Genomic DNA, 21,556 nt, shown 5'->3' on the forward strand with positions numbered 1-21,556 from the left:
ACCATGACCGAGACCCAGACGTCCACGCCCGCCGCCCTCGCAGGCATCCGCATCCTCGATTTCTCGCACCTCCTGCAAGGCCCCTTCGCCACGCAGCTTCTGGCCGACATGGGGGCGGACGTCATCAAGGTCGAGCGTCCCGGCAAGGGCGATCTCTTCCGCTCGCTGACCTTCCGCAACAAATGGGTGGGCGGCAGCGAGAGCCCGAACTTTCTTGCCTGGAACCGCAACAAGCGTTCGATCGCGCTGAACCTCAAATCCCCGGACGTGCATGGCGTCCTCATGGAGATGGCGAAGAGCGCCGACATCGTGGTCCAGAACTTCCGGCCCGGCGTCATGAAGGCGATGGGCTACGGATACGAGGATTTCCGGGCGGTCAATCCGCGGATCATCTATTGCTCCGGTTCCGGGTACGGCGAGGACGGTCCCTATGTCGACCGGCCGGGCCAGGACATGCTCGTGCAGGGACTTACCGGCATCATGGCGGCGACAGGGCAGGCCGACGCACCCCCGACGCCCGTCGGCGCCGGCTTTTCCGACCAGATCGGCGCGATGAACATGGTCTACGGCATTCTCTCGGCGCTTTACTGGCGCGAGAAGTCCGGACAGGGGCAGGAGGTCAAGGTGAATCTCCTGGCCGGCATGCTCGCGCACCAGAACCAGGAAATGGTGATGGCGCTGAACTTCAACGAGGATTTCCAGCGGCCGCGTTCGGGCATCGGCCATCCCGGCATGGATGCGCCGTTCGGCACCTATCCGACCCGGGACGGCTGGGTGACGATCGCCATGAGCCCCTACCGCACGCTCGTCGGCGTGCTCGGCAACGACGAGCTTCTCGTCTATGACGATCCCGAAAAGCTCTTTGCGCAACGCGACGAGATCTGGCGCCGGCTGGCGGCGGAGACCGGAAAATGGACGACGGCGGCGCTGCTGGAGGCCTTGCTGGCCGCCGACATCTGGTGCGGCGAGGTGAAGTCCCACCTCCGGGCTGCCGAGGACCCACAGGTGCGCCACATGGGCCTGGTGACGAGCTACGAGCATCCGCGCGCCGGCACGGTCAAGGTCATAGCGCCCGCGGTGCGCCACTCCGAGACGCCTGCGACGATCCGCCGGCCGGCGCCGCTGGTCGGCCAGCATACCCGCGAGATCCTGCGGGAATTCGGCTATGCGAACGAGCAGGTCGACGCCTGGCTCGCGTCCGGGGTCGCGTATTCGGACCCGGCCCCTGAATAGGGTGGGCAAGCATCATTCATGTGAACCGAACAATGTTTGTTCCATGGTCATGGCGATCGTGTCAGGGCGACCTACGCAGCGTGGACCGGACCCGGCGTGAGTGTCCACTGCGATGGTATAGGCATACCAATATGGCCAGCGTGGATACGGGGCGCAGAGCATCGTGGTTCTGCGCGGCAAGGAGCCGGAAGGTCGAGGTGCCCTGCGCCAGCCCCGAAATGGTCGTCTAAAGACACTGGCAATCGTTCCGCCCGTCTTCTTTGGTGGCCTCACCATACCGGCGTCCTGGAACTGGGCAGATGCAACCGGATGTGATGTCAGGAAATCTGTCGAATATGCCGCACGGTTACCGATTTCAGCTTCTCGACGTCCTTCATCGCGATGGCATCGACCATCTCGTAGTGTTCCAGGCTCGACTGCTGGATTCGCGCGCGCGTGATCCATTGCGAGACCGGCGCGGAAGACGTGCGCTGCCGGATCTCGGCTATAAGGTTCACCAGCTCGACATTGCCGCAAAGCGATAGCAAGGTGTGGTGAAACGCCAGGTTGGCTTCATAAAGATCGATCGTCGTTCCATTCAGAATGACGGAATCAAATCGGTCGGCGAGCTGTCGCAATTCCGCGACCGCATCCGCGGTGGCATTCTCGACGATCTTTTCCGCAACACCGGTTTCAAGCAATATGCGGATCTCGCTGACCTGCCGCGCGCGATCCCCGTCCGGCTCGAAGACGTGATAGCCCCTGTTCGGGACATGCTCCACGATCCTTTTCTGCGTCAAGCGGTCCAGCGCGCGCCGAACATCCGGCCTGCCGCAACTGTACCGCCTCTCGAGATCGATCTGCTTCAGCCATGATCCCGGGGCAAGGACGCCCGTCTGGATGTCGTGGAGGATGAGGTCCGTCACGTCGACGGTCTGCACCGCCTCGCTTTCCTTCGGCTTCATCGTCTTCATCCGCCCCAATCTCCCATAGCGTCGAGCCCCAATGTGCTTCGTGCGAAAATATAATCGGCGCAGGCTCTTGCGTAAATCCAAAATCGGAGCATAAATTGGTGCCAATTTTGGATAACATTGAAATCGAGGCGGATCGATGAAGAATGCGGATGCGGTTTGGGCGCTGGTTGACGAAAAGGGGCCGGCCTTTGCGGCTCTTAGCGACCGCATCTGGGACACGCCTGAAACGAACTACGAGGAGTACCGCTCGAGCGCCGAGCAGGTCGCAATGCTGGAGGCGGAAGGTTTCCGCGTCGAGCGCGGCATCGCGGGCATGCCCACCGCCCTCATGGGCGAGGCCGGCGAGGGCGGTCCGGTCATCGCCATCCTCGGCGAATTCGACGCTCTGCCCGGCCTCAGCCAGGAAGCGGGCGTCGCGGAAGAGCGGCCGATGGTGGACGGTGGAAACGGCCACGGCTGCGGGCACAATCTGCTGGGGTCCGGCTCCATGCTGGCGGCGGCGGCCGTCAAGGACTACCTGAAGAAGAACGGCCTGCCGGGCCGTGTACGCTATTACGGCTGCCCGGCCGAAGAAGGCGGTTCCTCCAAGGGTTTCATGGTCCGCGCCGGCGTCTTCGACGATGTCGACATCGCCATTTCCTGGCATCCCGCCGCTTTCGCCGGCGTCAACAATCCCCTGTCGCTTGCCTGCAACGAAATCGTGTTCCGCTTCATCGGACGCGCATCGCACGCATCAGCCTCTCCCCATCTGGGACGCAGCGCGCTCGATGCCGTCGAACTCATGAATGTCGGCGTGAATTATCTGCGCGAACACATGCCGTCCACCGCGCGCATCCACTACGCCATCACCGATACCGGCGGCCATGCGCCGAATGTCGTGCAGGCCAGGGCGTCCGTGCGGTATCTCGTCCGGGCGCGGACGCTGCCGGAACTGCTCGAACTCGTGGAGCGGGTGAAGGACGTCGCCCGGGGGGCCGCCCTGATGACGGGAACGTCCGTCAGCGACGCGGTGGTGAGCGGCGATGCCAATCTGGTCGGCAACACGCCGCTGGAGCAACTGATGCACCGCAACCTCGAACGCCTTGGGCCTCCGGAGTTCGACGATGCCGACCGCGATCGCGCGGCGCAATTCCAGCGCACGTTCAGCGATGCCGATATCGCCGCTTCGTTCGGCCGTTTCGGCCTCAAGGTGCGCAAGGGCGTTCCCCTTTGCGACGTGATCTTCCCGCCGGAAAGCGGCGATGGAACGCTGGTCGGCTCGACCGATGTCGGCACGGTCAGCTGGGTGGTGCCGACGGTGCAGATGCGTGGTGCGACCTATGCCGTGGGAACGCCGGGCCATTCCTGGCAGCTCGTCGCCCAGGGCAAGTTGCCGGCCGCGCACAAGGGCATGATCCACGCGGCCAAGGTCATGGCCGGCACGGCGGTCGATCTCCTTGCCGATCCGCAGGAGATCGCCGCCGCCAAGGCCGACCATGCCGCCCGGCTGGAAGGCACGCCCTTCGTCAATCCGATCCCCGACGACGTCAATCCGCCACTGCCGGAGAAGGCCGATGCCTGAGCGTTCCTTCGAGCCGGACCGTGACCGGCTGATGGCCCATATCGGAGAATTCGCCAGGCGTGTGAAACTCTCCGGCACGCCGCAGGAGCGCGAGAGCTTCGCCTATCTCCAGCGGCAGATGGCCTCCTATGGCTATGAGACTCGGATCATCGAGCACGATGCCTATATCAGCCTGCCCGGCGAGGCCCGGCTGAGGGTCGAGGGCGGCGATATCCGCTGCATCACCCATTCCATGTCCGCCTCCAGCCCTGCCGACGGCCTGACGGCCGAGGTCGTCTACGGCGGCGACGGCGGCCCGGTGGATTTCGCCCGCCTCGACGCGCAGGGACGGATCGTTCTGGTCGATGGGATTGCGACCGAAGAGGTCGCAGCGCAGGCGCGCGATCACGGTGCCGCGGGGCTTATTCATGTCAGCCCGAACGAACTGCTCTACGAGATGTGCGTCTCGCCGGTCTGGGGCAGTCCTTCGCAGCTCACCCGCGATCAACTGCCGGCCGCCGTGATCTGCACCATCGCCGCAGAAGCCGGCGCGGCTCTGCGGGAGCGCTGCAAGTCCGGGGAGACCGTCAGCGCAACCATGTGGGCGAGCGTCGACACGGGCTGGCGCAAGACGCCGATCCTCGTCGCGGAGCTCGACGCCTTCGATACGACCGATGCCGAACGGCCCTTCGTCCTGTTCTCCGGCCATCACGATACCTGGCATTTCGGCGTCATGGACAATGGCGGCGCCAACGCCACCATGCTGGAGGCGGCGCGGCTGCTGGCCGAAGGCCGGGGCCGCTGGCGCCGGGGCCTGCGCCTCTGCTTCTGGTCGGGCCATTCCCATGGGCGCTATTCGGGGTCGGCCTGGTATGCGGACGAATATTGGGACGAACTTGACCGGCGCTGCGTAGCGCATGTCAACGTCGATTCCACCGGCGGCGAAGGTGCGGACGTCCTCACCAATTCCGCCGTCATCGACGAGCTGAAGGCGCTTGCCGCCGAGGCCGTGCTGGCGGAGACCGGTCAGGTGCATGCAGGGCGGCGCCACGGCCGGGCGGCCGACCAGTCCTTCTGGGGCGTGGGCCTGCCCTCGATGTTCGGCAGTCTCAGCCATCAGCCGCCCGGGCCGGTCAGGATGCCGACGGCGCTCGGCTGGTGGTGGCACACGCCCCAAGACACCGCCGAGCATATCGATCCCGCCAATCTCGTCCGCGACACGCGCATCGTGCTGCGCGTATTGGACAGGCTGCTGACGGACGAGGTGCTGCCGCTCGACTACGGCGCCACCGCGGCGTCGCTGCAGCGCGAACTCGAACGGATCGGCACCGATCTCGCCGGCCGGTTCGATGTCACGCCGCTGATCGCCGAGGCGCAGCGACTCGGCGAGCTGACCGAGGCGGTCAGGGTGCGAGCGGCCTCGGCGACCGGCGCAGCAGCGCACGCGATCAATCGGGCGCTGATGCGGGTCGCCCGGCTGCTGGTGCCGCTCAACTACACGCAAGGCAACCGCTTCGTTCACGACAGCGCCCTGCCTCATGCGCCCTGGCCGTCGCTCGACGGGCTGCGCGCGCTGGCGGCCGCTGAGGCGGGCGAGGACGTGCTCTTTCATGCCGTGCATGCACGGCAATGCAGGAATCTTGCCGCATACGCATTGCGGGAAGCCAAAGCCGCGCTGGCGGCACTCTAGCCACCAGTGCGATTCAACAGGACCGGACAGAAGGCCGGTTCGAAGAAAGGGGAATTCGAAATGACCAAGCTGGGAATTCTTGCGGCCGTGACCGCAATGGCCCTGTCCGCAGCCGTCGCACCGGCAGGCGCGAAGGACTGGACCCATGTCAAGGTGGGCATCGAAGGCGCCTTCCCGCCATGGAACGCGCTCGACTCCAAGGGCGCTCTCACGGGTCTCGACGTCGAGGTCATCGATGATCTCTGCGCCCGGGCCAAGGTGGAATGCGAGCTCATCACCGGCGAATGGAGTGCGATGATCCCGAGCCTGAACGCCGGCAAGTTCGACCTGATCATGACGCTGGGCATCAATGCCAAGCGCAAGGAAGTGGTGGACTTCACCGTGCCCTATGCCTCGGGTGTCGCCACCTTCATCGTCCTCAAGGATGGCCCTGTCGCCGCGCTGCCCATGGCCGGCGAGCGGCTGAACCTCAATGACAAGGCGACGGCCGATCCGGTGATGGCCGAAATCGGGACCATGCTGAAGGGCAAGACCATCGGCGTCGTCCAGTCGACAAGCCAGGAACAGTTGATCAACGCCTATTTCGGCGAGAGCGTGACGGTTCGCACCTACAAGAATTCCGCCGAGCGCGACCTCGATCTCAAGGCGGGCCGCATCGACGCAGGCTTCGACAGCGGCGTCTACGGCACCTCGATGCTCGCCAAGCCCGGAAACGAGGATCTCGCCATGGCCGGCCCGCTGCTGAAGGGCGCCATGCTGGCAACGGAAGTGGCCATGGGTCTGCGCAAGGGCGAGACCGACCTCAAGGAAAAGTTCGATGCCGCCATCAAGGAGGCGGCCGCCGAAGGGGTCATCAGGAGCCTTTCGGAAAAATGGAGCAAGCTCGACCTGACGCCGTCCTTTGACCAGTAGAGAGGTCGCGCCGCCCCTGCCATCGCGGGGCGGCCCCTCAATGATCGCTGACAGCGTGCGGAAGGATCGCGCATGAATTCACCTGGCTTTTTCGAGATCTTCGGCTTCGGGCCGGACGGCTGGGGCGCCGCGCTTGCCGCCGGCGCCGTGATGACCGTGCTGATCGCCGTATCCGGCTTTGCGATCGGGGCCGTCATCGGCATTTTCGGCGCCTGGGCGAAGATCGCCGGTGGCCCGGCGGCCCGCGCCGTCGCCGGCACCTACACCACCGTCCTGCGCGGCATTCCGGACCTGCTCGTCATCTACCTCTTCTATTTCGGAGGATCGGCCGCCATCTCGGCGGTCGGGCGGCTGTTCGGCAACGAGGGCTTCATCAGCTTCCCCGGATTTCTCGCCGGTGCCCTTGCCGTCGGCGTCACGTCGGGGGCGCAGCACACCGAAGTGTTTCGCGGCGCCTTTCGCGCGGTCCATCCCGGCGAAATCGAGGCGGCGGTCGCGTGCGGCATGCCGCGGATGCTGCGGTTCCGCCGTATCGTTGCCCCGCTCACGCTGCGCCACGCACTGCCTGGCCTCGGCAACGTGTGGCAGGTCGTTTTGAAGGAGTCGGCCCTCGTCTCCATCACCGGCGTCGTGGAACTGCTCCGCCAGTCGCAGATCGGCGCCGGCTCGACCGGAAGGCCGTTCGATTTCTACGTCGTCGCGGCCGCCCTCTATCTCGCGATCTCCACCTTCTCGGGCCTCGCGCTGCAACTGGCCGAAAAGCGCAGCCGGCGCGGAACCGGGAGGGCGTCATGAACTTCGTCTTCATGTGGGAGACCTTCCTGGAGCTCATCGCGGCCGTGCCGACGACGCTCCGGCTGGCGGTGACGGCCGTGGGTCTCGGCGCCGTGCTGGCCTTGCTGCTCGCGCTTTGCCGCACGTCCGGCCTGCGCATCCTCGACTGGCCGGCGCGCTTCTACATCTACGTCTTCCGCGGTTCGCCGCTCCTGGTGCAGATCTTCCTGATCTACTACGGTCTCAGCCAGTTCCCCGAAGTGCGCCACAGCGTCGTCTGGCCGATCCTGCGGGAGCCCTACTGGTGCGCCGTCATCGCGCTGATGATGAACACGGCCGCCTATTCGGGCGAGATCATCCGCGGTGGGCTGCTTTCGGTTCCGCAGGGGCAGATCGAGGCGGCGCGGGCCTGCGGCATGTCCCGGTTCCTCGCCTTCCGGCGCATCGTGCTGCCGCTCGCCATCCGTCAGGCGCTGCCCGGCTACGGCAACGAGATGATCTCCATGGTGAAGGCCACTTCGCTCGCCTCGATCATCACGATCATGGAGATCACCGGCGTGGCGGCCAGGATCATTTCCGAGACCTACCGGGCGATCGAGGTCTTCCTTGTCGCCGGTGCCATCTATCTCGCCATCAACTTCGTCCTGACGCGCTGCGTCGCGTTCCTCGAATACCGGCTGAGCGGCCATCTGCGCCAGCCCCTGCCAACCCGATTGCGGGAGACTGGAGACAGCCCATGACCATGTCCGAAATCCCGTCCGAACCCGTGGTGGTCGTGAAGGACCTTCACAAGAGCTTCGGCGCCGTCAAGGTGTTGAAGGGCATCTCCCTCGACGCACACCAGGGCGAGGTGATCTCGATCCTCGGATCGTCCGGCTCCGGCAAATCCACGCTGCTTCGCTGCATCAACATGCTGGAGACGCCCGATGCGGGAACCATCACGGTGGCGGGCGAGACGATCCGCCTCGTTCCGGCGGCGCACGGCAGGAGCCGGCCCGCCGACCAGCGGCAGGTCGACCGGATCCGTACCGGTCTTGGAATGGTGTTCCAGAGCTTCAATCTTTGGACCCACAAGACGGTCCTCGAAAACCTGATCGAAGCGCCGATCCATGTGCAGAAGCGAGCGCGTGCGGAATGCATCGAGGAGGCGGAGGCGCTCCTGGAGAAGGTCGGCATCGCCGAGAAGCGGAACGCCTATCCGGCGCATCTGTCCGGCGGCCAGCAGCAGCGGGCCGCCATTGCCCGCGCGCTCGCCATGCGGCCGAAGGTCATGCTGTTCGACGAGCCGACCTCGGCGCTCGACCCGGAGCTGGTCGGCGAGGTGCTGCGCGTCATGCGTGCTCTGGCCGAAGAGGGACGCACCATGCTGGTCGTCACCCACGAGATGGGGTTCGCCCGGGACGTCTCGAGCCGCGTCGTGTTCCTGCACAAGGGCGAGATCGAGGAGCAGGGAACGCCGGCGGATGTCTTCGGCAACGCCCGTTCCGAGCGCTTCCGCCAGTTCATCAGCAAATAACCAATCACTGCATCGAAACGAAAAGGGGAATTCAATGCACAAACATGCAATCGTCCTGGCAGCGACGCTGGCCGTCGCCGCCGCCTTTGCGCCGGCCGCATCGGCCGGGGACAAGATCACCATCGCCACCGAGGGCGCCTTCCCACCCTACAATCTCACGCGTCCCGACGGCACGCTCGATGGCTACGACGTCGAGCTGGGCAACGACCTTTGCGCCCGCATGAAGATCGAATGCACCTTCGTCGCCCAGGCCTTCGACGGCATGATCCCGGCGCTCACCGCCGGCAAGTTCGACGCCATCATGGCCGGCATGTCCGCCACCGACAAGCGCAAGGAAATCATCGACTTCTCCATTTCCTATGGCAGCACCGGCCAGTCGTTCGCCACGCTGAAGGGAAGCCCGCTCGCGGATCTGCCGATGAAGGGCGAACTCTTCTCGCTGGCGACCAACGAAGCCGGCGCGCGCAAGGCCGCGGAGGAGCTGAAGCCGCTGCTCAAGGGCAAGGTCATCGGCGTGCAGACCGCATCCATCGCCGCCCGCTTCATCAATGAATACCTGAAGGACGCGGTCGAGGTCCGCGAATACAAGACCACCGAGCAACATGATCTCGACGTGATCGCTGGCCGTGTCGATCTCACCATGGCCTCGATGGGGTACCTGGTGACCGCAGTCGAGAAGCCGACCAATTCCGACATGGTCATCGCCGGTCCGCGATTCCAGGGCGGCATGCTCGGTGCCGGCAGCTCCGTGGGCCTGCGCAAGGAAGACACTGCCCTCAAGGCCAGGTTCGACGGAGCCATCGAAGCGGCAATAGCCGACGGCACCATCAAGCGCCTGTCGGAAAAGTGGTTCGGCTTCGATCTGACACCGCAATAACGTCCATCATCGATTTCCCGATCACCGCCGCAAATGGTGGTGATCGGCGTCACGCTCTGGATCGCTGAAGCCGGGTTTTCCGGCAATGGAGGCCCGGCGACTTTTCCACCTGCGCGTTCAAAGATATTCCTTGAAGAAATCCAGCACCGCCTTGCGCATATGCGCTGTTTCCCGGTGGCCGGTACCTGCTTCGCTGAGGAGCGCAAGCCGATCGGAGGCCGCAGCGCGAAAATAGGCGCCGGCCGTCTGCCGGAAGGCACGTTCGACGGCAAGTGGCGGCGTCAACGGGTCTTCCGAGCCGATGCAGACGAGCTGCGGGCGCGGCGCCACGAGGCCGGCGATTTCACCGGTGGAGGTCTCCGCCAGGAGGCCGGGCATGGTGAGATAGTGGCCGTGCAGGTCGTGCGCGCCGGTTTCCACGAGCGTTGCGAAATCGGTGTAGCAGCAGAGATGGGCGACGGCGGCGATGCGCGTGTCCAGGGCGGCGAGGAAATAGGCGAGCGTTGCGCCCATGGAAAGGCCCGTCATGCCGATGCGGGCGGGGTCGACATCTGGTCGGGCCGCAAGCCAGGCAAGGGCGGCGGCCTGTTCGCCGAGCATCTGGCCGCACAGCGTCCGCCCCTGCCAGAGCGCGGCCTTCACCGCCGCGCTTTCCGTGATGTTTGCGCGCTCGCCAAAGGTCGGCATGTCGATGGAGAGCGTCACATAGCCCTCGCGTGCCAGCACCGGCCCCGGCGGATTGAGCAGGGCAGGGCGACCCTCCGTCAGTTCGCTTGCGCCCACCTCATATCTGTTGCCATGGGCATGAGCGTAGAGGATGGCGGGATGCGTGCCTTCGTGCGAAAGCGGCCGCGTCAGAAGCCCGCGTACCGGTGTGCCTTCGGGCAGGCGGAAGCGCAGGCGCTCGACAGCATGGTCCTCGCGCGTTTCGACAAGGCTTTCCTCCAGCCGCAGTTCGGTTTCGGCAAAGCCGGTGAGCAGCCGGAGCCGCTCGGAGGAGATCGTCATGATGCGTGCCTACCGAATGAGCCAGCCGCCGTCGACGGGCAGCACCGTTCCGGTGACATAGCCGGCGGCGGGGGAGGCGAAGAACAGCACCGCCGCGTCGAGATCGCCGGGCGTGCCCCAGCGGCCCATGGGAATGCGGGCGGAAATCTGGGCGTTGCGGTCCGGGTCGCCGCGCAGCGCCTCGGTGTTGTCCGTCGCCATGTAGCCGGGCGCGATGGCGTTGACGGTGATGCCGTGCGGGGCAAGCTCGTTCGCCATCGCCTTGGTGAGGCCGGCAATGCCGTGTTTGGAGGCGGTGTAGGCGGGCACGCGGATGCCGCCCTGGAAACTGAGCATGGAGGCGACGTTGACGATGCGGCCGGGCCGTTTCGTCGCCACCATGTGGCGGGCGGCGGCCTGCGACAGCCGGAAGACGGCCGTCAGATTGACGTCGATGACGCTGTTCCAGTCGTCCTCCGAATACTCGAGCAGGTCGGCCCGGCGGATGATTCCGGCATTGTTGACGAGGATGTCCACGCCGCCGGCCGTCGAGACGGCCTCGACGAGGACGGCGCCGGCATCGAACGGTTTGGAAAGATCGACCGTCATGGCATGGAAGCGGCGGCCCATCGCGGCCACCCGTTCCGCCGTCTCGGGCATGGCGGAAGAACCGAGGGCGACGATGTCGGCGCCTGCTTTTGCAAGCGCCAGCGCCATGCCCTGGCCGAGGCCGGTGCGCGCGCCGGTGACGAGCGCGACCTTGCCGGTGAGGTCAAACAGCGTGTTCAAGGCGCAGCCCCCTTTCGTCGAAGAGGTGGATCGGCGCTGCGGCGAGCGACAGCTCGATGCTTTGGCCCGGCGCAAGGTCATGCTGGCCCGGCGCGACGACGAGGATCTTCTGGCCGGCGAGATCGGCATGCAGCACGGTCTCGGCGCCGAGCGCCTCGACGAGCGTGAGTTTTGCCGAAAGGCTGCTTTCGCTGCGGCCGAGCGTGATGTGGTGCGGGCGCGCGCCGACGGTCACGCGCGAACCCGCCTTGCCGGCGATGCCGGTCGAGGGCAGTTCCAGCTTCTGGCCGCCGGCGAGCGCCACGACGCTCCGGCCCGCCCCCGATGTCTCCACCGTGCCGTCGAGGAAGTTCATGTGCGGCGAGCCGATGAAGCCGGCGACGAAACGGTTGGCGGGGCGGTTGTAGAGGTCGAGCGGCGTGCCGACCTGCTCGATGCGCCCGGCGCGCAGCACGACGATGCGGTCCGCCAGCGTCATGGCCTCGACCTGGTCGTGGGTGACATAGATCATCGTGGCGGAGAGGCGGGCGTGGAGGGCGGCAAGCTCGGCGCGGGTGGAGCCGCGCAGCTCCGCGTCGAGGTTCGACAGCGGCTCGTCGAGCAGGAAGGCGACGGGACGGCGCACGATGGCGCGGCCGATGGCGACGCGCTGGCGCTGGCCGCCCGAGAGCTGGCCCGGCCGGCGGTCGAGATAGGCCTCGATCTCCAGCATGCGCGCGGCTTCCCCGATGCGCGCGGCGATCTCGTCCTTCGGCATGCGGGTGTTTTCGAGGCCGAAGGCGAGGTTCTGGCGCACGCTCATATGCGGGTAGAGCGCGTAGGACTGGAAGACCATGGCAAGGCCGCGGTCGGCGGCCGGCACGGTGTTGACCACCTTGCCGTCGATAGCGAGATCGCCGCTGGTCGGCCGGTCGAGGCCGGCGATCATGCGCAGCAGCGTGGACTTGCCGCAGCCCGACGGGCCGACGAAGACGACGAACTCGCCGTCCTCGATCTCCAGGTTGACATCGTGGATGACGTCGACGGCGCCGAACGATTTCTTCACGTTGGTGAGCTTGATATGGCCCATGGTGCCCCCCTTATTTCAGCCCGGTGCCGGCGATGCCGGTGGTGATGAAGCGCTGCAGGAAGATGAAGACCAGCACGACCGGGATCATGGTCACGACGGTCATGGCGAGGATGAAGTGCCACTGCACGTTCAGTTCGCCGGAATAGATGCTGAGGCCGACCTGCAGCGTGTAGAGCTCCTTGCGCGAGAGCACGATGAGCGGCCACAGGAAGTCGTTCCAGCGCCAGACGACGGAGAAGATGGCGAGCACCGCCAGCGCCGGCGCCGTCAGCGGCAGGATGATGCGCCAGTAGATCTGCCATTCGGAGGCCTTGTCCATGCGCGCGGCGTCGACCAGTTCGTCCGGTATGGTGAGCATGTACTGGCGCAGGATGAAGACGCCTGTCGGCGTCGCCACCGTCGGCAGGATCACGCCCCACAGATTGTTGAAGAGACCGAGCGCCGACACGATGGAATAGAGTGGCACCATGATGACGGAGAGCGGCACCATCAGCGTGGCGAGGATCAAAAGCATCGCCAGCGTGCGGCCGCGGAACTCGTATTTGCTGAGTGCGAAGGCCGCCATGGAATTGACGACGAGCGTGATCAGCGTCGCCGTCACCGTCACGAAGACGGAGTTCCAGAGGTAGCGCACGAAATCGAAATGGGTGAAGGGCTCGGTGTAGTTGTCCGTGGCGAAGGACATTTCCCGGACCGGCATGCGCTTGGCGATGTTGACCTTGACGATCTCGCCGGGGTTCTTGGGATCGACCATCTGGCTGACGACGCCGATGCGGCGCACTTCCGCCAGCACCGCCGTCGAGCCGTCCTCCAGCGTCGCCTCGTAGAGGTCGAGCGGCTTGTCGTAACCTTCGACCGTCACCTTCTGCGTGACATAGGGCAGGATGGTGGGCGGGAATTCGGCAAGGGCCGCCGGCGACTTGAAGGAAGAGCCCACCAGCCAGACGGCGGGGCCGAACATGATGAGAAGACCGCCGATGAGCCAGGCCCAGGTGACGATATCGGTCCAGTGCCAGCCCTTGCCGCCCCTGCGGCGCGTGAGGAAGCGTATCATCCCGCTCATTTTCGGCCTCCCTTCTTTTCGGAGCGGCCGAGGCCGAGCTGGAGCAGTGTGAGCACGACGAGCACGGCGCCCATGAGGATGGAGGCGGCGGCGGCAAGGCCGGGATTGCGCAGTTGCGCGGCAAAACCCGTCTCGTAGATGTACTGCGTGAGATAGAGCGTGCTGGTGCCAGGCCCGCCGCCGGTCAAGACGTAAACCTCATCGAAGATCTGTACGGCGCGGATGAGAACGAGCACGACGACGACGAGGAGGTTGGGCATCAGGAGCGGCAGCGTGATGCGCCAGAAGGCGCGTGCCGGCCGGGTGCCGTCCATCTCGGCGGCCTCGTAGAGGTCCTTCGGGATCGCCTGCAGGCCGGCGAGCAGGATGAGCGTGTAGAAGCCCATATGCGCCCAGATCGACACGCCGATGGTGGCGGCGAAGGCCCAGTTGCGGTCGTTGAGCCAGACATAGGGATCGAAGCCGAGGCTGTAGAGTCCGAAATTGAGGAGGCCCTGGCGCTGCAGGATCCACTTCCAGATGAGACCGACGACGACGGGCGAGAGCAGCACGGGGAAGAAGAACACCGCCCGCCAGAAGCTGCGCGCGGCAAGGTCGCGGTTGAGGATGAGGGCCGTGACGAGCGAGACGAGGATCATCAGCGTGACCTGGAGCACGACGAACCAGGCGGTGTTCTTCACCGCGGTCCAGAACGTGTCCTCCACGCAACTGCCCGGTTCCAGATAGCTGCCGCAATCGAAGAGGCGCGCATATTGCCCGGCCCCGACGAAGGAGCGGTCGGGCAGGAAGAGCGCGGTGCCGCCGGTCATCGAATAGGCGAAGTTGATGAAGAAGGGCAGGAGCACGAAAATGCCGAAGATCAGCATGTTCGGCATCAGGAAGAAGGCCGCCATGCCGCCGATGCCGCTCACGCGCTGCAGCCAGCGCAGCGGCGCATCGAGAATGCCCATGAGGAAATGTATCGGCGCCAGCACGATCGCGCCCAGGCCGGATTTGCCGGAATTGTCCGTTCTCATTCTGTCCCTCCCATGCCGGTGGCGCCGCCCGGCAGGGCCGGGCGCCATCTGCGGCGCGCGACGGGGGAGGCGCCCCGCCGCAGATGGCGGCTTCATGCCGCCGGCATCGCGTTTCCGCGCCTGTCCTGCCGGCGGCGCGCGGTCCGGCCCTTAGAGGCCGGAATCCTTCACCTTGGCGGCGATATCGGCGTCGATGCGGGTGAAGGCTTCCTCCACCGGCATTTCGCCGGCCGCCGCCTGGCTGATGCGCGTCACCATGGCCCCGTAGAACGTATCGGACCAGAACCAGCCCGGCAGCTTCTGGGCGAGCTCGGAGAGCGAGCCGGTCGCCGCGACGAAGGCGTTGAGCGCTTCCTTTGCCTGCGCGTCGTCGGTCTTGAAGTCGAGGCCCTTGGCGAGCAGTCCCTTGTGCGCGGGCAGGAACAGCGTGCGCTCGGAGAATTCCTTCACGATGTCTTCGCGGGCGAGGTAGTCCATGACCTTGGCGACTTCGGCCGGGTTCCTGGTGTACTTGATCGCCACCAGGCCCGCGCCACCCGGCATGCCGGTGCAGTTGACAGGGCCGCAGGGGCTGCCCGTTGCCACCCAGTCGAAGTTCGAGCCGATCTTCGTGGAGAAGTTCGGCACCTGCCAGGAGCCGGAATAGTAATAGGCAAGCTGGCCGTTGATGAAGTCGTCGGCGGCCGCGCGATAGGTGGAGCCGGCCGCAGAGACCCAGACGTCCTTGCTCATCGTGCCGTCCTCGATCCAGCCGACGAACGTCTTCAGGAAGTCCTTGGCGCCCTGGTCGAGGAGAGCGGGCTTGCCGTCGGTGCCGATATAGTTCGCGCCATAGGCAAGGACCGGGCCGGTCAGGCGGTGGCCGGAGCGGTCGAGCGCCATGGCGAAGGGCACCTGCTGGTTCTCGGCGACCTGCTTGGCGGCCTTCGCCCAGTCGTCCCAGGTGGCGTCCTTGCCTGGAATGGCGACGCCCGCCTGCTCGAACAGCGTCTTGTTGGCAAAGCCGCCGGCGAGCGTGATCTGCGTCATGAAGCCGGAGATCTGGTTGGAGCCGTCAGGGCGCATCCAGTCGGCCTGCGCACCGAAATTCTCGTCCCAGTAGGCGGCGTCGGCGACGAGCGGGCGCAGGTCGAGCCAGTGCTGGCTCTGGGCCTTGAGGTTGGTGACGCGCGCGATGTCAGGACCGTCGCCCGCTTCGAGCTGCACCGGAAGCTGCTCGCGCACCACGCTGTAGGAAACGTTGTCGAGGATGACGTTGATTCCCGGATTCTCCTGCATGAAGCGATCGAGGAGATCCTTCAGGACCTCGCCTTCGACGCCGTCGGAATACCACATGATGCGCACGTCGCCGGCCAGCGCCGACGTGGATGCCAGAAGCCCGACGGCCAGCGCCGCCAGAATGGTCTTGGTCTTCGTCATGGTCGTTCTCCTCCTGAAAGCGGGCCTCCCGCCCGCTGCGTTCGAAGCCGCCTGCCTCATGCAGGCGGGTATGCCGGCTAAGCTGCCGATAACATCGTCGCCGTGCCGGCGACGGTGAATGTCTTGGGCACGATGGTGCGGCCTTCCGCCTCGGCCGAGCCGTCGGCGCGGAACCGCACGGTGCCATAGTCGGGATCCTCGATGACAAGCGTGCCATCGGCCTCCTCCTGCACGAGAAGCGCCGAGAACCGGTTCTCGACGGCCGCAAGGCCCGGGGCCTCGCAGACGCGTACGATCCAGCGTGTCCTGCGGCCATGCAGGCGCAGTTCCGCATTGGTCGAGGGACCTTCCTTCACGCTCTCGAAGGGCGCGTTGCCCTTGAGGAACAGTGCGCCGCCGCCGCTGCGGGCAAGGGCGATATTGCCGGAAACGCGGCTCTCGTCGAATTCGGCGACCGGGAACCAGGCGTGGCTGAAATCGGCCTGTTCGTCGACCGTGGTGAAATCGAGCACGGCGAGGCCGCGATACTGGTGGGTACGCGGGACAGCGCCGCAGCCGCCCCAGTAGGACGGGCGGCCATAGCCGAACTGGATCGTCTCGCCGGGATGGTTGATCCAGACGGCGGCCTCCGGTCGCTCGCCGATGCGAAGATGCAGCACCGTTTCCTGGTAGCCCCACTCGTCCCAGCGGTAATGGGCGGCCGAGCCCATGGCGAAGGCGCGGCCCTTGTAGTGATAGAGCGTGGCAAAGCGGTTCTCGCCCTGCGCGAAGCACCACTCCTGATGCTCTTCGCCGCGATGGTTGGCGATTGCCGCGAACGCCTCGGGCACAACGAGGCCATGGTCGCGCAGGCACACGGCAAGCTGGGGCAGCGCATGGACGCGCCGCCCGTACCAGCCGCGCCCCCAGAGCAGGCGCGCGACCGCGGAAAGCTCCAGCGAGCGACCGGCGCAGAGCGTGTGTTCGTAGGAGCGCCCCTGCGCCGCCGTGACCATGCCGTGATGGGCCGAGCGCGCGATGATCTCGCAGAGCCGCACGATGCCCTTGCGGGCGCGTTCGGCGATGTCGGCGTCGGGGGCGAGGGCGGCAAGCGCCGTCAGGCCCTTGAGGTCGATCGGGAAATAGGGGGCGGAGTTGAATTCCGCCATTTCCCAGACCTCGAAATGATCAAGCCAGGCACGCACCCGCGCGGCACCGACGGCGCGCTGCTCCGAGCCCCTGCGGCCGGAGCGCACGAAGGTTTCTTCCGGCAGCAGGTTGCCGGCAAGATAGGCCGAGGTGTGGAAGAGCAGCGCGTGGTTTTCGGAGAAATACCACTGCACGTCATTGCCCGGCTCGTCCATCCAGTAGCGGAAGCCGAGGATGGCGCGGTCGATGCGCGCGCGGGTCGCCGCGCCGATGGCGCTGCCCCAGGTGGTGCGCGACCAGATCAGCGGCACCAGCGAGAAGTCGGCGCAGTCGTGGCAATCCTCGATGGAGGGCAGGATCTCCTCGATCATCGCATCCGTATCCGCCCCGCCGCGGCCGCTCGCGAGGCGCGCGAAAGCGCGCACCGTGTCGCGCTCGGAGAATTCCGAAATCTCGTCGAGGGTTTCCGCGATGCGGGCGGCAAGCGAGGCGGGCGCTTCGCCCTGGCGCTTCGTGTGGCAGATCTCCACGCCGATCGAACGCGCCGCGACGAAGCCGTTCGCATCGAGCGTCACGCGAAAATGGCGGAAGTCGGCGGGCATGGCGCTTGAAGAGCCGACACGCAGATGGGTCTCGCCGGCCTTCAGCGTGAAACCGTAGTCGAGGCGCTCCGTGGACATGAAATCGCCCTCGACCGCGACGTCGACGCGCACGTCCGTCGGCAGGGGGGCGGCGAAGATCAGCGTCATGTCGCCGTCGAAATAGGCCGGCCGGTCGAAATGCATGCCGTCGAGCGCGGCTTCCACCACCTCCACGGCATGGCCGGCGCAGGGCACCGGCACGGCAACAGCGGCCTTCGGGCCGGAGAGATAGTCGAGCTGGATGAAGTAGCGGGCGTCACGCTCGGCCAGATCGTCGAAGAACAGGACGATCTCGTTGAGGCCGGCCGTCAGCGGCAGGTCGAATTCGGCCTTGGCTTCGAGGTTGCGGCTGTAGGGCGCCATCCAGCCGGCTTCCGCGCCGTTCAGGAAGACGACGGCGCCGCCGCAGGTGCCGAGACGCACCTTGGCCGTGCCGGCGGTGTCCGCCTCGATGAAGGTCCGCGCCCAGGTGGCAAGGCGTGTCGGGCGGAACCAGAAGCCGGAGAGGTCGAGCCGCGGCGAGCCGAAGGGCAGCCACCAGCGGGCGGCGTTGAAGGCGCCGCGCACATCCGGCCGGGCGCCGCGATAGCGCTCGGCGAAGACGGTGCGGCAGGGATATTCGTGCGGAATGAAGTTCTTGTGCTTGGTCAGGAAGAAGAAGGGGTCCATCTCGCCCTTCATCGGCTGGTCCGGCACGTCGAAGCGCTCCTCGGCAATCGCGCCGAGCTGCCAGTAGCGGATGGCCTCGCCCGCAAGGAGGGGCTTCCTCATATGGAAGGTCGTATCGGTCATTTCAGCTCAGCCACGGCTACGGGGGAAACGTCGTTGTATTCCTGATTCTCGCCGGTCATGCCCCAGACGAAGGCATAGGGACCGGTGCCGGCGCCCATATGGATCGACCAGGCGGGCGAGAGCACCGCATCGCCATTGGCGACGACGAGGTGACGGGTTTCCTCGGGCCGGCCCATCATGTGCATGACGCGGTCTTCCGGGGCGAGGTCGAAGTAACAATAGGCCTCCATGCGCCGTTCGTGCAGGTGCGGCGGCATGGTGTTCCACGCGCTGCCCTCGGCAAGATCGGTGATGCCCATCAGGAGCAGGCAGGAGGGCGAGACCTCCGGGTGGATATACATGGCGAGCCGGCGCTTGTTGGAGCGCCTGGTATCGCCAAGATCCAGCGGCTTCGCCTCCTTACGGGTGATCAGCCGGTGCGGGAAATCGGTGCCGGCGGGCACGGAGTTCATGTAGAAACGGGCCGGCACATCCGCCGACAGGCTGGAGACGACGATCTCCCGGGCACCGCGGCCGACATAGAGCACGTCGCGGTTTTCCAGCGTGAAGGTCTCGCCGTCCACCGCGATGGTGCCCGTGCCGCCGAGATTGGCGATGCCCATCTCGCGGGCGGAGAGCAGGTAAGGCGTGCCGATATCCTCGCCGGAGCCGAAGGCAAGGCGGGTTTCCACCGGCATCGCGCCGCCAAGGATGAGGCGATCGACATGGGTATAGGCGAAGTTGACCCGGTCGGCGGCAAAGAGGTCCGTCATCAGGAACGCGTCGCGCAGGCGCTGCGTGTCGTAGCCCTTCACGTCATCCGGCGCCGCGCCGTAGAGTACCTTCATCGTCATGCTGCCTGTCCTTCTTTCTCGACATGTTCCAGTGCCTCGGCAAGGCAGAGGATGGCCAACGCCTGGCCGTAGCCGGTCGGCTGGATCGGGATGTCCTTGTAGAATTGCAGATCGTGGCCCATGCGCGTGCCGTAGGAGACGTTCAGCACCGTGCCGCTTTCATCGATATTGTCCATCACCGCTTCGAGCGCCTTCATGCCCGCCGCGCGCCAGGCCGGCGTGCCGAGGCCGAGGCGATAGCCCTTGAGCAGGCCGTAGCCGATGCCGGCGGTCGCCGAGATTTCCTCGTAGGAAGAAGCGTCGTCCAGCAGCGTGCGCCAGGCGCCGGAAGGCGCCTGAAGGGTGAGCAGCGCATCGACCTGCGCGACCAGGACACCTTCGAGGAACTGCCGCACCGGGCGGTCGAGTTCGGCAAGGTCGAAGAGGTCGAGCACGCCGGCCGTGATCCAGGCATTGCCGCGCGCCCAGCGGGCACGGGCGAAATTGTGCCGGCCGTCGAAGGTCCAGCCGTGGAACCAGAGGCCGGTCTCGGGATCGGCGAGATAACGCGCATGGACGAGGAACTGGCGGGAGGCTTCGTCGACCAGTTCGCGCCGGCCGCTCGCCTGTCCGTAGGAGGCCAGGAACAGCGCGACCATGTAGAGCGTGTCGTCCCACAGTTCGTTGTCGTTGACCTTGTCGGAGACGTGGTGCTCGAAGCCGCCTTCCGGCGTGCGGCCCATTTCGGAGAGCACGCGGTTCGCCCAGGCGTCCAGCACCGGCTGCCAGCGCGGGTCGCGGGTCCTGGCCCAGAGCAGCGAGAGACCGAGCATCGGGGCGGTCGTGTTGACGTTGAGGGTCGGAAGCCCCGCGGCGATCTGGGAGGAATACCAGTCCTCGACGCGCATACGCAGGTCTTCGCGCCCGGTCAGCAGCCAGAGGCGCACGAGGCCGTAGAGACCGACGCCCTGCGGCCATTCCCAGCTGTCGAAACTGATATAGTCGCCGGCCGTGCCGTCGAGGTTCGGTTCATGAAAACGGCCGCTATGCTTGAGGCCGGTCATGCCGGCGACAAGGCGATCGAGTCCGGTGCTGATGTCATGGCCCGTAAGGCCCATGGCGCTCCTCCCTGCGGTCACCGATGGACGAATTGGGGTCGATAATGCATGGTGATTTTTCTTGCGCAATCTGAAAATTTTTCTCATGATCAGGCGCAAGAGAGGTGCGCGGTGACCGTCAAACCATTGCCCGGCAAACGGGGAAAGAAGAGCAGGAAGGTCCGGCTGGAGGACATCGCCGAGCGCTGCGGCGTCTCGCTCAGCACGGTTTCCCGGGCGCTTGCGGGTGAAAAGGGCGTCCGCCCGGAAATCCGCCAACTGGTGCTGGAGGCGGCCAAGACGGCGAACTACGTCATGCCGACGGCAGTGGCCGGGCAGAAGGTCATCCTCGCCGCCTCCAGCGCCGCGATGATCGACTACGTGCGCAACCAGTTCACGCTTTACGTACTCGACGGCCTGAAGGAGCGGGCGCAGGCGCTCGGCCTGGAAATCATCACCCGCCCCATCGCCGACAAAAGCGAGGAACTGTCGCTCTTGAAGGAGGCGAAGGACGATCCGGAAATCCTCGGCCTTCTGTTCCTCACCGTCGACGACGAGGCGCTGCTTGCCGCCACACGCGGCTTCGAAAAACCGGTGGTGCTGCTCAACGGCGACGACCCGTTCATGCGGCTGTCGAGCGTGACACCGTGCAACCGGTCGAGCGCGCGGCTTGCCGCCGACCATCTGATCGGTCTTGGCCATCAGCGCATCCTCTTCCTCATGCGGCCCGGGCGGCGCACCATCGAGCGCCGCTTCGAGGGCTGGCGGGACGCGCTGCTCCATCGCGGCATTTCCGTCGATCCCGATCTGGTCGTGCCGGTCGATGACTGGTTGCCGGAACTGGCGACGCAGGCCATCGTTTCCCGCATCGGGAAGCGCGGCCTGGATTTCACCGCTGTCCTTGCGGCCGGCGACAGCCTTGCCGTCGGCGCGATGCTGGGCATCCAGCAGATGGGTTATGGCGTGCCGCGCGACGTCTCGGTGATGGGCATGGACGACCTGCCGCAGGCCGCATTCCTCAACCCGCCCCTGACGACGATGCACATTCCGATGCGGGAAATCGGCTCGTCGGCCCTTGACCTCCTGCGCGACAGCCTTTCCAGTCTGCCGTTTCCGCCCCGAAGGCTGGAGCTTGCCTGCCATCTGGTGGAACGTTCGTCCACCGGACCGGCTTCCAGACAAGCTGCAAAACCAAGGCCTGCAGATGGGAACAAGGCATCTTGAGGCGATTTAGTCTCAGCTTTGCGG

19 protein-coding genes are annotated in these 21,556 nt (G+C 65.9%); 9 read left to right on the forward strand and 10 right to left on the reverse strand.

All coding sequences use genetic code 11. The annotated features are described in order from the left end of the window. The first annotated feature begins 3 nt into the window (after positions 1 to 3). The gene (locus tag shn_RS24270; protein ID WP_064333077.1) at positions 4 to 1,233 is read left to right on the forward strand and encodes a CaiB/BaiF CoA-transferase family protein; all 1,230 of its coding nucleotides are present in this window, start codon (positions 4 to 6) and stop codon (positions 1,231 to 1,233) included. A 317-nt stretch (positions 1,234 to 1,550) separates the two neighbouring features. Here the strand turns inward: shn_RS24270 and shn_RS24275 are convergent, their stop codons facing one another. Next, positions 1,551 to 2,186 carry a GntR family transcriptional regulator gene (locus shn_RS24275; RefSeq protein WP_064333078.1) on the reverse strand — a complete coding sequence of 212 codons (636 nt, stop codon included), beginning with the start codon at positions 2,184 to 2,186 and terminating at the stop codon, positions 1,551 to 1,553. A gap of 136 nt (positions 2,187 to 2,322) precedes the next feature. Between shn_RS24275 and shn_RS24280 the strand changes: the two genes are divergently transcribed. The 7 genes from shn_RS24280 to shn_RS24310 all read left to right on the forward strand — a co-directional run bounded on the left by shn_RS24280 (position 2,323) and on the right by shn_RS24310 (position 9,495). Continuing rightward, the gene (locus shn_RS24280; RefSeq protein WP_064333079.1) at positions 2,323 to 3,747 is read left to right on the forward strand and encodes a M20 family metallopeptidase; all 1,425 of its coding nucleotides are present in this window, start codon (positions 2,323 to 2,325) and stop codon (positions 3,745 to 3,747) included. Next, positions 3,740 to 5,416: a M28 family peptidase gene (locus shn_RS24285; protein WP_064333080.1), complete on the forward strand. Its 1,677-nt coding sequence runs from the start codon at positions 3,740 to 3,742 to the stop codon at positions 5,414 to 5,416. Before shn_RS24280 ends, shn_RS24285 begins: the two co-directional genes overlap by 8 nt. A 60-nt stretch (positions 5,417 to 5,476) precedes the next feature. Further along, on the forward strand, positions 5,477 to 6,328 hold the full coding sequence (locus shn_RS24290; protein ID WP_064333287.1) for a transporter substrate-binding domain-containing protein: 852 nt from the start codon (positions 5,477 to 5,479) through the stop codon (positions 6,326 to 6,328). A gap of 72 nt (positions 6,329 to 6,400) precedes the next feature. Continuing rightward, positions 6,401 to 7,123 (forward strand): ABC transporter permease, encoded by a 723-nt coding sequence (locus shn_RS24295; protein ID WP_064333081.1) that lies wholly within the window; start codon positions 6,401 to 6,403, stop codon positions 7,121 to 7,123. Continuing rightward, positions 7,120 to 7,842 (forward strand): ABC transporter permease, encoded by a 723-nt coding sequence (locus tag shn_RS24300; RefSeq protein WP_064333082.1) that lies wholly within the window; start codon positions 7,120 to 7,122, stop codon positions 7,840 to 7,842. Before shn_RS24295 ends, shn_RS24300 begins: the two co-directional genes overlap by 4 nt. A 2-nt stretch (positions 7,843 to 7,844) precedes the next feature. Beyond that, positions 7,845 to 8,618, forward strand: coding sequence for an ABC transporter ATP-binding protein (locus tag shn_RS24305; protein ID WP_064333288.1), 774 nt, complete (start codon positions 7,845 to 7,847; stop codon positions 8,616 to 8,618). A 34-nt stretch (positions 8,619 to 8,652) separates the two neighbouring features. Further along, positions 8,653 to 9,495 (forward strand): transporter substrate-binding domain-containing protein, encoded by an 843-nt coding sequence (locus shn_RS24310; RefSeq protein ID WP_064333083.1) that lies wholly within the window; start codon positions 8,653 to 8,655, stop codon positions 9,493 to 9,495. Positions 9,496 to 9,612: 117 nt separating this feature from the next. Here shn_RS24310 and shn_RS24315 read toward each other — a convergent pair whose 3' ends face one another. The 9 genes from shn_RS24315 to shn_RS24355 all read right to left on the reverse strand — a co-directional run bounded on the left by shn_RS24315 (position 9,613) and on the right by shn_RS24355 (position 20,329). Beyond that, positions 9,613 to 10,503 (reverse strand): S9 family peptidase, encoded by an 891-nt coding sequence (locus tag shn_RS24315; RefSeq protein WP_064333084.1) that lies wholly within the window; start codon positions 10,501 to 10,503, stop codon positions 9,613 to 9,615. A gap of 9 nt (positions 10,504 to 10,512) precedes the next feature. Beyond that, entirely contained in the window at positions 10,513 to 11,271 is a 759-nt protein-coding gene (gene kduD / locus shn_RS24320; RefSeq protein ID WP_064333085.1) for a 2-dehydro-3-deoxy-D-gluconate 5-dehydrogenase KduD, read from the reverse strand. Continuing rightward, positions 11,255 to 12,340 carry an ABC transporter ATP-binding protein gene (locus shn_RS24325; protein WP_064333086.1) on the reverse strand — a complete coding sequence of 362 codons (1,086 nt, stop codon included), beginning with the start codon at positions 12,338 to 12,340 and terminating at the stop codon, positions 11,255 to 11,257. Before shn_RS24325 ends, kduD begins: the two co-directional genes overlap by 17 nt. A 10-nt stretch (positions 12,341 to 12,350) precedes the next feature. Next, positions 12,351 to 13,403, reverse strand: a complete 1,053-nt coding sequence (locus tag shn_RS24330; RefSeq protein WP_064333087.1) for a carbohydrate ABC transporter permease — start codon at positions 13,401 to 13,403, stop codon at positions 12,351 to 12,353. Further along, positions 13,400 to 14,419 carry a carbohydrate ABC transporter permease gene (locus shn_RS24335; RefSeq protein WP_064333088.1) on the reverse strand — a complete coding sequence of 340 codons (1,020 nt, stop codon included), beginning with the start codon at positions 14,417 to 14,419 and terminating at the stop codon, positions 13,400 to 13,402. The genes shn_RS24330 and shn_RS24335 overlap by 4 nt, the downstream gene beginning before the upstream one ends. A 150-nt stretch (positions 14,420 to 14,569) precedes the next feature. After that, positions 14,570 to 15,838, reverse strand: coding sequence for an ABC transporter substrate-binding protein (locus shn_RS24340; protein WP_064333089.1), 1,269 nt, complete (start codon positions 15,836 to 15,838; stop codon positions 14,570 to 14,572). Positions 15,839 to 15,915: 77 nt separating this feature from the next. Beyond that, positions 15,916 to 18,399: a hypothetical protein gene (locus shn_RS24345; protein ID WP_064333090.1), complete on the reverse strand. Its 2,484-nt coding sequence runs from the start codon at positions 18,397 to 18,399 to the stop codon at positions 15,916 to 15,918. After that, positions 18,396 to 19,232: a 5-dehydro-4-deoxy-D-glucuronate isomerase gene (gene kduI, locus shn_RS24350; RefSeq protein WP_084438426.1), complete on the reverse strand. Its 837-nt coding sequence runs from the start codon at positions 19,230 to 19,232 to the stop codon at positions 18,396 to 18,398. Before kduI ends, shn_RS24345 begins: the two co-directional genes overlap by 4 nt. Then, positions 19,229 to 20,329 carry a glycoside hydrolase family 105 protein gene (locus shn_RS24355; protein ID WP_064333091.1) on the reverse strand — a complete coding sequence of 367 codons (1,101 nt, stop codon included), beginning with the start codon at positions 20,327 to 20,329 and terminating at the stop codon, positions 19,229 to 19,231. Before shn_RS24355 ends, kduI begins: the two co-directional genes overlap by 4 nt. A gap of 111 nt (positions 20,330 to 20,440) precedes the next feature. On the opposite strand from shn_RS24355, the gene shn_RS24360 reads away from it, so the two are divergent. Continuing rightward, positions 20,441 to 21,532: a LacI family DNA-binding transcriptional regulator gene (locus shn_RS24360; protein ID WP_064333092.1), complete on the forward strand. Its 1,092-nt coding sequence runs from the start codon at positions 20,441 to 20,443 to the stop codon at positions 21,530 to 21,532. Positions 21,533 to 21,556: the final 24 nt, after the last annotated feature.

The organism is Shinella sp. HZN7 (assembly GCF_001652565.1).
Taxonomy (GTDB): Bacteria; Pseudomonadota; Alphaproteobacteria; order Rhizobiales; family Rhizobiaceae; genus Shinella; species Shinella granuli.